This is a genomic window from Gemmatimonadaceae bacterium (assembly GCA_020852815.1).
In the GTDB taxonomy this organism is placed as follows: domain Bacteria; phylum Gemmatimonadota; class Gemmatimonadetes; order Gemmatimonadales; family Gemmatimonadaceae; genus SCN-70-22.
Map to the genome: position 1 here is coordinate 64,932 of JADZAN010000009.1, position 14,519 is coordinate 79,450.

The 14,519-nt window shown below is 69.3% G+C and carries 8 protein-coding genes; 6 read left to right on the top strand and 2 right to left on the bottom strand.

The window, feature by feature from the left end; translation table 11 throughout:
* Positions 1-61 precede the first annotated feature (61 nt).
* Both IT359_04460 and IT359_04465 read left to right on the top strand, forming a co-directional pair.
* Entirely contained in the window at positions 62-2,281 is a 2,220-nt protein-coding gene (locus tag IT359_04460; protein ID MCC6928228.1) for a glutamine synthetase III, read from the top strand.
* A gap of 333 nt (positions 2,282-2,614) precedes the next feature.
* Entirely contained in the window at positions 2,615-4,138 is a 1,524-nt protein-coding gene (locus IT359_04465) for a hypothetical protein (protein MCC6928229.1), read from the top strand.
* Positions 4,139-4,205: 67 nt separating this feature from the next.
* On the opposite strand, the gene IT359_04470 is transcribed toward IT359_04465, so the two are convergent.
* Positions 4,206-5,219: a threonine/serine dehydratase gene (locus IT359_04470; protein MCC6928230.1), complete on the bottom strand. Its 1,014-nt coding sequence runs from the start codon at positions 5,217-5,219 to the stop codon at positions 4,206-4,208.
* Positions 5,220-5,431: 212 nt separating this feature from the next.
* Between IT359_04470 and IT359_04475 the strand changes: the two genes are divergently transcribed.
* Positions 5,432-6,922 carry a L,D-transpeptidase family protein gene (locus IT359_04475; GenBank protein ID MCC6928231.1) on the top strand — a complete coding sequence of 497 codons (1,491 nt, stop codon included), beginning with the start codon at positions 5,432-5,434 and terminating at the stop codon, positions 6,920-6,922.
* A 69-nt stretch (positions 6,923-6,991) separates the two neighbouring features.
* Here the strand turns inward: IT359_04475 and glnA are convergent, their stop codons facing one another.
* Positions 6,992-8,335 (bottom strand): type I glutamate--ammonia ligase, encoded by a 1,344-nt coding sequence (glnA, locus tag IT359_04480; GenBank protein ID MCC6928232.1) that lies wholly within the window; start codon positions 8,333-8,335, stop codon positions 6,992-6,994.
* Between the two features lie 151 nt (positions 8,336-8,486).
* Between glnA and IT359_04485 the strand changes: the two genes are divergently transcribed.
* The 3 genes from IT359_04485 to IT359_04495 all read left to right on the top strand — a co-directional run bounded on the left by IT359_04485 (position 8,487) and on the right by IT359_04495 (position 14,265).
* Positions 8,487-9,353 (top strand): zinc ribbon domain-containing protein, encoded by an 867-nt coding sequence (locus IT359_04485; protein MCC6928233.1) that lies wholly within the window; start codon positions 8,487-8,489, stop codon positions 9,351-9,353.
* A gap of 206 nt (positions 9,354-9,559) precedes the next feature.
* The gene (locus tag IT359_04490) at positions 9,560-13,174 is read left to right on the top strand and encodes a GAF domain-containing protein (GenBank protein MCC6928234.1); all 3,615 of its coding nucleotides are present in this window, start codon (positions 9,560-9,562) and stop codon (positions 13,172-13,174) included.
* Positions 13,171-14,265 (top strand): response regulator, encoded by a 1,095-nt coding sequence (locus IT359_04495; GenBank protein ID MCC6928235.1) that lies wholly within the window; start codon positions 13,171-13,173, stop codon positions 14,263-14,265. The genes IT359_04490 and IT359_04495 overlap by 4 nt, the downstream gene beginning before the upstream one ends.
* Positions 14,266-14,519 lie beyond the last annotated feature (254 nt).

The window sequence follows — 14,519 nt, forward strand, 5'->3', positions numbered from 1 at the left end:
GTGTCATACGCGGCGCTCGTCCGTGCTCCTCGTCGTCCCACCTCTCCCCCGTTCCGATCCCATGTCCAGCTCGAACCACAGCGCGCGCAAGGCCGCCCTCGCGGCGATCGCCACGCGCGGTGCCAAGCCGGCGCCGTCACCCTCGGGCGACAAGGCGAGCGTCTCGGAGTTCTTCGGCATCAATACCTTCGGCGCCAAGCAGATGCGCTCGAAGCTGCCCAAGGACGTCTTCGCCAAGCTCAGTGCCTCCATTCGCCTGGGAAAGAAGCTCGACGCCGACATCGCCCCCACCGTTGCCCAGGCCATCCGCGACTGGGCCGTGACGCGTGGCGCTACGCACTTCTCGCACTGGTTCCAGCCGCAGACCGGGCTCACCGCCGAGAAGCACGACGCCTTCCTCACCTTCGACGAGAACCAGCAGCCGATCGAGCAGTTCTCGGCGTCGCAGCTCATCCAGTCGGAGCCGGACGCCTCGTCGTTCCCGTCGGGCGGGTTGCGTGCCACGTGGGAAGCGCGCGGCTACACCGCGTGGAACCCCGCGTCGCCCGTCTTCATCATCGAGTCGGGGAACGTGCGCACGTTGTGCATCCCGTCGGTCTTCATTGGCTACAACGGGGAAGCGCTCGACGAGATGACGCCGCTGCTGCGGTCGTCGGATGTGCTGTCCGAGAAGGCGATCGAGCTGCTTTCCCTCCTTGGGGACAAGGGAGTGCAGCGCGTCTATACCACGTTGGGCCCGGAGCAGGAGTACTTCCTGATCGACCGCACGCACTTCGCGCTGCGTCCCGACCTGGTGATGGCCAACCGCACCCTCCTCGGTGCACCGCCGCCGCGCGGGCAGCAGCTCGAGGATCACTACTTCGGGGGGATCCCCGAGCGGATGCAGGCATGCATTGCCGAGGTGGAGCACGAGCTCTACAAGCTCGGCGTGCCGATCATCACGCGGCACAACGAGGTCGCGCCCTGCCAGTTCGAGATGGCACCCATGTACGAGGAGACCGACATCGCGGTGGACCACAACCAGCTCGTGATGTCGGTGCTGCGTCGCGTGGCGCTGCGCCACGGCTTGCAGGCCATCGTGCACGAGAAGCCGTTTGCCGGCGTCAACGGGACGGGCAAGCACTGCAACTGGGCGATGGCGATCACCTCGGAGAACGAGCTCAACGGGATCAACATCCTCAAGCCGGGGAAGACACCGCACCAGAACATCCGCTTCCTCGTCTTCCTGGCGGCGGTGCTCAAGGGCGTCCACAAGCACGCCGGGCTCCTGCGCGCCGGCATTGCCACGTCGGGGAACGAGCATCGCCTGGGCGCCAACGAGGCGCCGCCGGCCATCATCTCGGTCTTCATGGGTGAGATGCTCACGCGCGTGATCGAGGACATTGCCAGCGGCAAGGTGGCGGCCAAGAGCGCCGAGCAGCAGCTCATGTCGTTAGGCGTCAACAAGCTCCCGGAGATCGAGAAGGACAACACCGACCGCAACCGGACCTCGCCGTTCGCCTTCACGGGGAACAAGTTCGAGTTCCGCGCGGTGGGCGGCTCGCAGTCCATTGCCTTCCCCGTCACCCTCGTCAACGCCGCGGTGGCCGACGCCATCACGGAGATCGTCGGGGAAATCAAGCTCGAGCGGAAGACGACCAAGTCGATTGCCGACGCCGTCATGAAGGTCGTGCGCAAGGTCTTCCGCGACACGAAGAACATCCGCTTCGAGGGGAACAACTACTCCGAGGCGTGGGTCGTGGAGGCCGAGCGACGCGGCCTGCCGAACCTCCGCCGCGCGCCCGAGGCGCTCAAGCAGCTCACGACGAAGCGCACCAAGGACGTCATCACCTCGCTTGGCATCCTCACCAGGGAAGAGCTCGAGTCGCGCTATCACGTCCGCGTGGAGCGCTACGTGAAGGACATGCTCATCGAGCTGCACACGATCAAGGAGCTCATCGATACGCTCGTCCTCCCGGCGGTGTACGCCTACCAGGGGACGCTGGCCGCCAATGCTGCGCAGGCGAAGTCCGCGGGGATCAAGGAGATCCCGCAGGTGGAGCGCGCCAACGAGATCGGGGCACTGGCGCGGCAGCTCAAGGGAAGGCGCGACGCGCTGGCCAGGGTGATCGACAAGGCCGAGGGGATGCATGAGCAGCTGGACGCCTGCGCCGCATTGCTCACCACGGAGGGCGCCGACCGCATGGCCGAGGCGCGCGCCGCCAGCGACGCACTCGAGCTCATCGTGGGCGACGACTACTGGCCGTTGCCGAAGTACCGCGAGATGCTCTTCCCGGTCTGAACAGTACCGAACGCCTGCCCGGGGCGAAGGCTCGGGGCAAGGGAGCCCGCCGGCGCACGATGCCGGCGGGCTCTTCGCATCGTGGAGCTGCAATGCGGGGCAGTGTCGAGGCCGGCAGCGGCTGGCGGCCGCAACATCGCGCGGATCGCACGCGCGATGTGCGACAGCGCACCGCGTTAGGCAGGCGCGGCCGTGGCCACCAGACTCTGCCTAACGAAATTCGCATGATTGCGCGTGGATTGTGACGTGCGCCGCAGGGCGCAACGCGCGAGCATGGCTACATCCTCCGGTCGCACGCGTCGTGCGGCCATCCACCCGGAGAGAGGACTCGTCATGCGCACCACCGGCTCCACGTCCCACCATGGCGCGTTAGGCAAACTCGACCACGCCACGGCCAGGCACCATCGCCGGCCGACCCTGCTCACGCTCGCCGTCACGGCCGCCGCCGTGCTCGCCACCGCATGCGGTGACGATGGCGGCAACGCGACACAACCCACCGGCTCCTTTACCCTCTCGATCGCCCCCGTGGCGGTCTCCGTCGTGCAGGGCGCCACCCAGACCATCACCGCCACCATCACCCGCGTGGCACCCTTCGCCCGCCCGGTCGCGCTCTCCTTCGAGAACGCGCAGGCTGGCATCACCGGCACCTTCTCGTCCGACACCGTCGCCGGCACGGCCACCACCAGCACCCTCACCATCGCCGCCGCCGCGTCCGTTGCGCCTGGCGACTACCCGGTCACCGTGCGCGCCAAGGCGACCGGGATGTCCGACCAGACCACCACCGCCACGGTCACCGTCACCGCCGCGCCATCCTTCACCCTCGCGGCGAGCCCCGATGCCATCAGCATCGAGCAGGGCTCCGTCTCCGTCACGCTGGCGCGCGTCACGCGCACCGGCGGCTTCACCGGGGCCATCGCGCTCGCGGTGACCGGGCTCCCGGACTCGATCGTCGCCGCCGTCGCCACGCCCTCCCTGGCCGGTGACAGCTCGTCGGTCACGTTCACCGTCGGGACGCGCGTCGCCCCCGGGCCATACGCGGCGATCCTCACCGCGTCGGCCACCGGACTCACCCCCCGCAGCGATACCGTCGCCATCACGGTCACCAAGCGCCCGGGCTTCGCGCTGGCGCTGGTTCCTGACAGCGCACACCTGGCGCAAGGACAATCCGGCAGCGCCGTCGTGCGCCTGACGAGAGATTCCACCTTCACCGCCCCGGTGGCGCTCACGGTCGATTCGCTCCCAGCGGGCATCACCGCCACCCTCGGCCAGACGACGCTGACGGGTGACACCACCGCGCTCGCCCTCGCCATCGGCGCCACCGCGACGCCGGGTAACTACCCCGTCGTCGTGCGCGGCAACTCGTCCGGTCGTCCCGAGGCCGTGGATACGTTGCGCCTGACGGTGACCGCCGCACCGCCGGCCATCGCACTGTCCATCGCCCGCGATTCGCTCACCGCCACGCAGGGGGTCGATACCACGTTCGTGGTCCACCTCACGCGGACCAACTTCACGGACAGCGTGCACTTTGCCATCGCCGGACTCCCGGCGGGGATCACGGCGAGCGCCCCCTCCACAGTTGGCGACTCGGCGACCGTGTCGCTGACCGTTACCGCGGGCGCCACGGTGGGGACGGCAACGGTGACGGTGACCGCCTCGGGAACGGGCATCACGTCGCGGCAGGATACGTTGACGCTGATCGTGGTGGCCCCGCCATCGCCCAGGATACGCAGTGGGCGCGGCTTCGCGATGGCGGCGCCCGCACCTCGTCCACTCGGCACTAGTGGAGGAATGCTGGCGGCGAGGCGCGGCATTGCCGCCGAGTTTATCGCTGGGCGCCACCGCCGCGTCGACGGCTAGGCACGCGCGGCACCTGTAGTTCGCCCGGCACGAGCGACGTCAGCGCCACACGCGGCGCTGGCGTCGCTCAACCAGCGTCTGGGCGCACGCGCAGCACGTCCACGAGCGTCTCGGTGGTGATGTTCGCGCCGCACAGGACCACCGCCACGCGCTGGCCATCGAGCCCGCGCGTGCCGCCGACAGCCGCAATCCGCTCCAGCGCGGCGAGCGCCACCCCCGCCGAGCCCTCGATCAACTGGTGATGCTCCTCGACGAAGCGCCGCATTGCCGCGGCAATCTCCGCTTCGCTCACCAGCACCCACTCGTCCACGAGCGCCTGGCACGCCGGAAAGGTGATCGCTCCTGCCTCGATCCCTCCCGCGGTCCCGTCGGAGAGCGTCGGCAACGACGCGCGCACCACGATCGTCCCCGCGGCCACCGACTCCGCCATCACGGGTGAGTTGGCGGGGAGGGCACCGATCACGCGCACCGTGGGCATCGCGGCCTTGAGGGCGGCGGCGACGCCGCCTATCAGTCCCCCGCCGCCAACGCTCACGATCACCGCGTCGAGCGTCTCGCCAGTTGCAAGCTGCTCCGCCATCTCCACTCCGATCGTCCCCTGCCCGCACAGCACCTCGAGGTCGTTGTACGGCGACACGTACGTCATCCCCTCCCGTTCCGCCACGGCGCGCGCATGCTCCTCGGTGTCCAGGCCGTCGGTGCCGAAGCATCGCACCTCCGCGCCCAGGCGCCGGATCATCGCCACCTTGGCCGGCGATGCCTGTTCCGGGACGTAGATGACGGCGCGTACGCCAACCAGCCGGCACCCCCACGCCAGGCCGGCGCCGTGATTCCCCGACGACGCGGCCACCACACCGCGAGCACGCCCCTCCGGCGTTAGGCACAGCACCTTGTGCAGCGCCCCGCGCGCCTTGAACGAGCCGGTGTGCTGCAGGTGCTCACCCTTGAGCCGCACATTCCCCTGCAGGCGCTCGCTCAGCGGGAGACTCAGGTCGAACGGCGTTTGCCGAATGTGGTCGCGCAGCCGTTCGCGCGCCGCACGGATCTGCGCGGGCAGCACTGCGAGGTCGATGGTCGACATTCCTGAAATCTGGCATCGCGATCGCGCCGGCACACCTCGCAGGCGCGATCGCGCACGCCCAACACGGCGCGCGGGCAATGGCCTTTGCCTCCATCCGGCGGGGACGATAGGGTTCATTCATGCGACCGCGCATTCCCACCACTCGCGCGCTTGTCACCCGTCTCTCCCCCGCCCTGCCCAGGAGGGAAAGGGCGCGAGCGCGCGCGCATGCCGTGACCTGCGGCCTGGCCGGTGCGCTCCTCTTGCTCGCGCTCCCCGCTCGTGCGTCGGCGCAATCGACAACTGGCGCCACTGCGGCGACGGTCACGTCAGCGACGGTCACGTCAGCGACGGTCACGGCCGACTCCGCGGCAACCGCGCTGATCCGCGCCGCGCTCGCATCCGGCCGCCTCGCGGGGGCGCGCTGGCCACGCCTTGGCGACGTGCGCGAAGACCTTTCGCAGCTGTACGACAGCGCCGCGTGGCGCCCGCTCTGGCTGCGAGATGGACAGCCCACCGCGACCGCCATGGGGGCGGTCCGCTACCTCACGCTCGTCGAAACGGTCGGGTTGCACGCGGAAGACTACGACGCCGCTCGCCTCGACTCACTCGCCAAGGCGCTGGTCGAGCGACGTGGGGCACCGTCCCACGCGCCCCGCTTCGAGGCGCTGCTCAGCGTCGCCGTTGCCCGCGTCCTGGCCGCGCTGCAGTGGGGGCGCGTGAACCCGCGCGATGTGCACGAGGAGTTTCGCATTCCGCGCTTCGACTACGACGTTGCCGACGCCATGCGCGAGATGGCCGATGGCACCGACCCCACGGCGATCTTCAACGCCGCCGAACCGCCGCTCCTCCACTACCGCCTGCTCAAGGCACAGCTCGCACGCCAGCGCGAACTCGCGCGCGACAGCACGTCGCTCGCACCTCGCAAGCGCATGGCCGAGCGCATCACGAAGATCGAACTCTCGCTCGAGCGCTGGCGCTGGCTCCCCCATTCGTTCCCGGGGCGAGTGCTCATCGTCAACATCCCCGAGTTCCGGCTGCACGTCTTTGACCGCCTCACCCCCGACTCCACCGACCTGTTCAGCATGGACGTGGTGGTGGGACAGGCGTTCGACCACAGGACGCCGATTTTCATGAACGAGCTGCGCGTCCTCCACTTCTCGCCGTACTGGGAGGTGCCGACGAGCATCGCGCGCAAGGAGATCCGGCCGCCGGCGCTGCGTGCGCCTTCCTACCTGGCGCGCCACCACTACGTGTTGTTAGGCAGCGGCGACCGCGTCGTCCCCGCCACCGCCGCCAACATCGCCGCCATCGGCACGTCGGTGCGAGTGCGCCAGCTCCCGGGGCGCGACAACGCACTGGGACGGGTCAAGTTCCTCTTTCCCAACCCCCACAACGTCTACATGCACGACACCCCGGTGCAGCAGGCGTTCGCGCGCGCGCGCCGCGACATCAGTCACGGCTGCATTCGCCTGTCGCAACCGGTGGAGCTCGCGCGCTGGGTGCTGCGCGACCGCCCGGAGTGGACGCAGGAGGCCCTCGACTCGGCCATGACCCGCAGCACCCCGCTCGAGGTGCCGGTCACCGAGCACATCCCGGTCCTCATCCTCTACGGCACCGCGATCGCCGAGCGCAACGGCGACATGCGCTTCTACGCCGACATCTACGGACACGACCGGCAGCTGGCGGCGCTGCTGGCGCGCGGCTATCCCTATCCCCGTTAGGCAGCCGGCCGCGACGGCGGACGTGGCGCACGGTCGGCGGCGCGCTGGCGGCCTTGCACGAGATGGCGCCTAGTACTTGAGCAGGTACCGCTCCAGCTCCCACTGATGCACCTGCGTGATGTACTCCCGCCACTCCTCGCGCTTGGCTTGCAGGAAGTGGCGCGCCACGTGCTCGCCTAACGCCTCGAGGATCACATCGTCCTTCTCCAGCTCGTCGCACGCCTCGTTGAGGTCGAGCGGAAGGTCGTCGATGCGCAGGCGCCGCTTTTCGCGGAACGACATCTCGACGATGTTCGTGTCCACCGGCTCGCGGAAATCGGCGTTCGTGGCGAGGCCGTCGAGCCCGGCCGCCAGCATCACGGCAAGGGCGAGGTAGGGGTTGGCCGAAGGATCGGGCATGCGCACCTCGACGCGCGTCCCCGTTCCGCGCCGTTCCGGCACACGAATCAGCGGCGACCGGTTGCGCATCGACCACGCCACGTTCACCGGCGCCTCGAAGCCCGGCACCAGTCGCTTGTACGAGTTCACGAGCGGGTTGGTGATGGCGCAGAAGCCGCGCGCATGGCGCAACAGCCCGCCGATGTAGTGCAGCGCCACGTCGCTCAGCTGCCACTTCGCGTCGGGAGCATAGAAGGCATTCGTCCCCTCGGCAAAGAGCGACTGGTGTGTGTGCATCCCGCTCCCGCTCTGCCCGAAGATCGGCTTGGGCATGAACGACGCCGTGAGCCCGAAGCGCCCGGCCACGTACTTCACCACGAACCGGAACGTCGCGATGCAATCGGCCGTGGTCAGCGCATCGGCGTGGCGGAAGTCGATCTCGTGCTGCCCGTGCGCGACTTCGTGGTGCGCGGCCTCCACCTCGAACCCCATCTGCTCGAGCGTCGACACGATTGCGCGGCGCGCATCCTCGCCCAGGTCGGCCGGCGCCATGTCGAAGTAGCTCCCCACGTCATGCGTCACCGTGGCCGGCTGCCCCTCCTGCCCCGGCTTGAACATGAAGAACTCGGCCTCCATCCCGGCATGCATCACGTAGCCGCGCGACGCCGCCAGCGCCACCTGGCGCTTGAGCACGGCGCGCGGGTCGCCGGCGAATGGCGTTCCGTCGGGCATGTGGATGTCGCAGATGAGGCGCGCCACCTTGCTGTCGTTCTCCCCCCAGGGGAAGACGAGGAACGTCGACAGATCGGGGACGAGGAGCATGTCCGATTCCTCGATGCGCACGAACCCCTCGATCGAGGAGCCATCGAACAGGATGTCGCCGGCCAACGCCTTCTCGAACTGCGAGCGCGGAATCTCGACGTTCTTGTTCACGCCGAGGATGTCGGTGAACTGGAGGCGGAGAAACTTCACCCCCTGTTCCGACGCAAGCTTGAGGATGTCCGAGGCGGTGGCACCGGCCAGAGCGTGGCGCATGGTGACGAAGATCGAGGAAAGGAAAGCGGCGAAGAGCGAACGTTAGGGCCTCCCCCCTCCCCCCTCAACGGACGCGCCCCCCTTCCCTCGACGCGCGCCCGTTGGAAAGCGCGCTCTCCCGTCACGCATTCCCCGCCCCCATCTTCTCCGCATGTCGAAAGCCTCCAATGCCGGCACCACGTGCCCGTCGTGCGGGACCATGTCCCGGGGAAAGTTCTGCGCCGAGTGTGGCGCCGCGTTGCAGGGTGTCACCTGCGCCTCCTGTCAGGCCCCGATCACTCCGGGCGCCAAGTTCTGTCACAACTGCGGCGCCCAGGCCGGGAGATCCGGCGGCGCAGCCGCCCCTCGCGCGCGTGGTGGCGCCGCTACCGCGGAAGCCCCGCCACCGCGCAGCGTCCTGCCGTGGGCGATCGGCGTCCTCGCCGTCCTCGGCTTGGTGATCGTCATCGCCGTGCAACAGCGCGACGCCGCGCCCACGACCATGGGCGCGAATACCTCGCTCGATGGCAGCGGTGCAGCCGGTGGCGCGGGCGGTGCCGGGAATCCGTTCGCGGCGCCGGCGGGTGGCAGCGGCGCAATCCGCGCCCCCGACATCTCGTCGATGTCGCCGCGCGAGCGCGCCGACCGGCTCTACGATCGCGTCATGCGTCTCGCCTCCGAAGGAAAAAGCGACAGCGCCTCCTTCTTCGCGACGATGGCATCGCAGGCGTACGAGCTGTTGGGCCCGCTCGACGATGACCTTAAGTACGACCACGGACGCATGTCCGAGATGGCGGGCGACCTCGCATCCGCGCAGAAGGAAGCCGACGCCATCCTGGCGAACAACCCGGATCACCTACTGGGACTCATCCTCAGCGCCCGCGTCGCCCAGCTCAAGAATGACAAGGCCGGATACGGAAAGTTCATGAAGAAGCTCGTGGCGGCCGAGAAGACGGAACGCGCCAAGTCGATCGAGGAGTACACCAGGCACCAGGGCGACATCGACGCCGCACTCCAGGAAGCGCGCACCATCAAGTAGCCGCGTCGCGCCGCTCCAAGGCTCAGGCTCGTCCGTTCGCTCGTCGTCTCCTTCGTTGTCTCCTTCGTTGTCTCGCTCGTCCGCGGTACTCGTCAGGCGGTGTCGTCGCCAGTCTCTCACGATCCATCCGGAGCGTCAACTCCGTGTCGCACACGCCGCGTGTCGAGTCTCGCGCTCCGTCGCTGGATGCTGCCGAATTGCTGGCGGTGGCACGTCGGCTTGCCCTTGCCGCCGAGAGTAGCGACGAGGCGGCGACGATCCTCGCCGAGAGTATCGTCTCGCTCCTCGGCGCGGAGGGCTGCCTCGTCTCCTCTCTCGCCGACGGCTACTTCCGCGTCGATGCGGCTGCGGGAAGCCTTGCCGCGATGCGAGGGGAGCGCAGTCGGTTGGAGCCATCCATCGCGCTGCGCACGCTGCACGAGAACAGGGTCCTCATCGCCAACGACCTGGGCGGGGAGTCGGTGCTTGGCAGCGCGCACCATCGCGCCTTCGGCGTCCGTCAGGTTGCCGCTGCCCCGCTGATCGCGGGGGGAAGCGCCTTCGGCGTCCTGCTCGCGGTGAACAGCCCCCGCGATGCATTCGACGAGACCGACGCCACGCTCCTGCAGCGCGTCGCCGAGCTTGGCTCCCCCGCCGTGCGCAGCGAGCGCCTCCTGGAGCGGGAACGTCGCAGTGCGCGCGAGGCCACCGCCCTCGCCGACGTGGTGAAGCACCTCAACCAGTCGCTCGAGGTGGAGCGCGTCTTCACCCTCATCGCCCAGCACGCCGCCGACCTGCTGCACGGCGCCGGCGCCACCGTCACGGTGGTGGACGGGGATGCGCTGCAGATCGTTGGAGCCGCGGGGCATGCGATCGGTCGCTTCGTGGGCGCACTCCCCACACAGGGGGTCTTCAGCGGCGAGGCGCTGCGACGCGGCCAACCCGTGCGCACCACCGACCTGCGCCTCTTCCCCCGCTGGGAACGGTCCGCCGAACTGCTCAGCGACGTCGCCCCGAATGCCGTGGCGGCGCCGCTCCTCGTGGGCGATCGCGCGATTGGCACGGTGCTGGTGTACGGCAACGCGCTGCGCGACTTCAACGAGCACGACGAGGAGCTCCTGCAGGCGCTGGCCTCGCACGCCGCCGTCGCGGTGGAGAACGCCCGGCTGTATCGCGCCGCCGCGCGCACCACGCGGCACGCCGAGATCCTGGCAGCCACGGGGCGGACGCTCGCCTCCGTCCTCGCATCGGACAATGTCTTCGACGGCATCGAGCGCGTGGCCAAGCAGCAGCTCGGTGCCGATGGCTTCACCGTCTACTCGGTGGACATCGAGCGGAAGACCGCGTGGGTGCAGCACTCGCGCGGGCTGGGAACCGAGCAGGTCTCCGACATCGCCCCCAGGATCTTCACCGGGCGCCCAGGCTGGGCCCTGGAGAGCGGTGAGAACGCCATCCTTCCCGACCTCCACGCCCTCCCCGACGAGGAACTCTCCGAGCCGTTGCACGGTTTGCGCCTGGCGGGCGTCTCGGCCATCGCCTTCCTCCCGCTCGTGGTCGATCGCGTGGTGCGCGGCCTCCTCGTGATGCGCTGGTTCCAGCGCCGCTACCCCGACGAGGCCGAAGTCGACCTCCTGCGCGACTTCGCCACGCACGTCGCCATCGCCCTGCGCAACGCCGGGCTCCTCGAGGACCTCGAACGGCGCGCCACGCGACTCGCGGCGGTGGCACAGGTGCAACAAGCCATCTCTCGCACCGAACTCGGCGACGTCTATGGCGAGGTCCACCGCGCCGCGCGCAGCTCCATTCCACGCATCTCCGTCTTCGCCCTCCTGCTCGCGAACCCGGCACGCACGCACTTCCTCCCGCAGCTCATCGTCGTCGACGGGGTGAGCACCGGTGCGTCCGCGCTTCCCAGCGTCCCGCTGGGCGACTGCGGCGCCTCGCAGGCGCTGCGCGACGGAGGCGCCCACATCAGCAACGCCCCCGTCCTTTCGTGGTCCGAAATCGTGGCCGGACGCGCGGGACGCGCACACGCGAAGGCCGAAATCGCCGTTCCCATCGTGCACGGCGAGGAGATCCTCGGCGTCCTCGTCGTGCAAGGCGACGAAGGGCGTCTCTTCAGCGAGGAAGACGCGGCCGTGCTGTCGCTCATCGCGCGCCAGGCCGGCGCGGCGATCGAGAACGCGCGCCTCTTCGACGCCGAGCGTCAGGCCCGCTCCATAGCCGAGGCGGCCGCCGCCATCGCGCGCGCCGCCCTCTTTGCCAACTCACCCCACGAGTCGGGACGCCAGATCCTCGCCGCGGTCGACTCCGTGGTCCCGTCCACGGGCAAGGCGCTGGCGCTGATGGGTGATGGCGGCGAAACGCTCACCTACGTCAGCGCCATCGGGGCGCTCATCGCGCTCGAGCAGCGCGCGATTCCGGGAGGTGAGAGCGCCGCGCGCCTTGTCGGGACGCACGCCACGGTCATCACGCCGTCCCACGACGCGCTGGCGACGATCCAGGAGCGCGACGTGATTCCCGACGGCGCGGTCGTGGTCCCGCTCATCGCCAAGGACCAGCTCCTGGGCGTGATGTGGAGCGTCCCGGTGGCCGGGGCGCGTGTCCGTCAGGGGCAAGTCGAATCACTCGGGCGCCTGGCAGCGCACGTGGCACTCGCCGCCGACGTCCTGCTGCTGGGCGAGGAGGAGCGCAAGCGCCGCGAGCGCGAACGCATGCTCGCCACCGCGCTGGCGACCATGGACCAGCCCGTCTTCGTCCTCGGGCTCGACCGGCGCGTCTGGTACGCCAACCCCGCCGCGGCGCGCGAGTACGGCTACAGCAGCGACGAGCTGGTCGCGCTCACCTTCGACACGCTCGTGGCCTCTGCGGTCCCCGCCCGGCGCGTCGGCCACGAATCGGTGGGCGCCGCGGCGGGGGCCGCGGTGGGGGCCGCGGTGGGGGCCGCGGTGGGCGGGCTGGGACTTGCCACGTCCACGAGTGTCTGGCTGGCCGAGCACGTGCACCGGCGGCGCGACCGGTCCGAGTTCCCGGCGTCGGTCATGCTCAGCTACATCCGCGATGACGGCGGCGCCCCGGTGGGACAGGTGATGAATGTCCGCAACCTCACCGATGAACGGCGCATGGAGGAACAGTTGCGCCAGAGCGAGAAGCTCGCCGCGTTAGGCGAGCTGGTGGCCGGCGTCGCGCACGAGCTCAACAACCCCCTCACCGGCATTTCGGCGTTTGCCCAGCTCCTGCTGGAGGACTCGATCACGCGCGAGCAGCGCGAGTCGGTGCGCCTCATCAAGCGCGAGGCCGATCGCGCCGTGGGCGTCATCCGCGACCTCCTCATCTTCTCGCGCAAGGCGGGACCCACGCGCTCGCCCGTGGACCTCAACGAGATCATCGAGCTCACCCTGCGCCTCCGCAACTACTCCCTGCGGAGCGCCGAGGTGGACGTCTCGGTCGACCTCGCGCCTGGCGCGCCGCGTATCCACGGCGACGACCAGCGGCTGCAACAGGTCCTGCTCAACCTCGTGGTGAATGCCGAGTACGCCATGCAGCGCGCGAGCGTCAAGCAGTTGACGCTCCGGACCGAAGCGTTCGAGCAAGGGGTCCTCCTCACCGTCTCCGATACAGGCTCGGGGATGACGGAGGAGACCCGGCAACGCATCTTTGAACCCTTCTTCACCACCAAACCCGCGGGACAGGGAACCGGGCTGGGCCTCAGTGTGTCGTACGGCATCGTGCAGGCACATGGCGGGACCATCTCGGTGGAGAGCCAACTCGGATCCGGCTCGCTCTTCCGCATCTATCTTCCGGCTTCGGGAGCACCGCTCCCCTCCGCTCCTCCGTCATGAGTGAATCCGCACGCAGCGGCGCCCTCAGCAACCGCATCATCGGTGGCCCGGAAACCCGGCGCCTCCTCGTGGTCGACGACGAGGAGACGATTCGATTGGCGCTTTCCAAGTTCCTCCGGTCGCGCGGCTTCGACGTCGAGACGGCGGAGTCGGCCGACGCCGCGCTCGCGCTCCTGCAGCCGGGGCCCTTCTCGCTCATGCTGTGCGACATCCGGATGCCGGGGATGTCGGGGCTCGACCTCGTCCCCAGGGCGCGCGCCCTTCATCCCGACCTCGCCGTGATCATGCTGAGCGCGGTCAACGACGTCCCCACCGCATCGGAGTCGATCGCCGTGGGGGCGATGGAGTACCTCACCAAGCCGGTCGACCTGCAGGACCTGCTGGCCGCCATCGAGCGCGTCGCGCACCGGCGTGACCTGGTCGTCGAGCAGCGGAACGTCGAACGGCTGATCGAATCCGAAGTCGCGCGCCGCACCGCCGACCTGGAGCGCGAGCGCAGCACCGTAGTGGCGTCCGCCATCGACTCCATCGCCCACCTGGTGGCGATGCACGAGGCCAAGGATCCCTATCTCTCGGGGACGTCGCTGCGCGTGAGTGCGCTGGCGCGCGCGATCGGCGAGGTGATGTCGCTCGATGCTGCACTGGTGGAGCAGGTTGCCGTCGCCGCGCGCCTGCATGACGTGGGGAAGATCGCCCTCCGGGAGTCGGTCCAGAACAAGCCGGGAGCGCTCAGCCCCGAGGAGTACGAGCACGTGAAGGACCACGTGCGCGTGGCGCTGGATATCCTGTCGCCGCTCACGCAGCTCCGCGAGGTGCTCGACTTCGTGCGCGACCATCACGAGCACTGGGATGGCACCGGCTATCCGCGCGGCGCGATGGGTGACCAGATTTCGTTAGGTGGCCGCATCCTCTGCTGCGCCGACGCGTTCATCGCCCTCACGTCGCGGCGCGCCTATCGCCCGGCGATGTCGATCGAGGACACCGTGGACTACCTCGCCGCGCACGCCGGCGGGCTGCTCGACCCATCGGTGTACGCCGCCCTCAAGACCGTGGTCAGCGAACGCCGCGTCCTCGGGCTCATCGCCGACTGACCCGCTCCGAGGCGAGCGGTTGCAACGCACACGGCAATGACGCGCCGGTCGCCGTCGCGCACGTCGCGCACGCCGCGCATGCCGCGCATGCCGAACTCGGCGCGCTTGTGTGCGTGCAAAGCGTCATGCGACGCGAGGCGGAGATACTGCGTTGATTTCCCGCTTGACGCCGACAGCCCTCGATTGTAAAAGGAAGTTCCCAAAACGAGCGGCCATGCGGTCGCTCCTCGGCGATGCTGCGCCGGTGACCGTGA

What these genes read in the sequence shown, in the direction of transcription:
- IT359_04460 (MCC6928228.1), top strand. Translation starts at nt 62, where the DNA reads ATGTCCAGCTCGAACCACAGCGCGCGCAAGGCCGCCCTCGCGGCGATC.
- IT359_04465 (MCC6928229.1), top strand. Translation starts at nt 2,615, where the DNA reads ATGCGCACCACCGGCTCCACGTCCCACCATGGCGCGTTAGGCAAACTC.
- IT359_04470 (MCC6928230.1), bottom strand. Translation starts at nt 5,219, where the DNA reads ATGTCGACCATCGACCTCGCAGTGCTGCCCGCGCAGATCCGTGCGGCG.
- glnA (MCC6928232.1), bottom strand. Translation starts at nt 8,335, where the DNA reads ATGCGCCACGCTCTGGCCGGTGCCACCGCCTCGGACATCCTCAAGCTT.
- IT359_04485 (MCC6928233.1), top strand. Translation starts at nt 8,487, where the DNA reads ATGTCGAAAGCCTCCAATGCCGGCACCACGTGCCCGTCGTGCGGGACC.
- IT359_04495 (MCC6928235.1), top strand. Translation starts at nt 13,171, where the DNA reads ATGAGTGAATCCGCACGCAGCGGCGCCCTCAGCAACCGCATCATCGGT.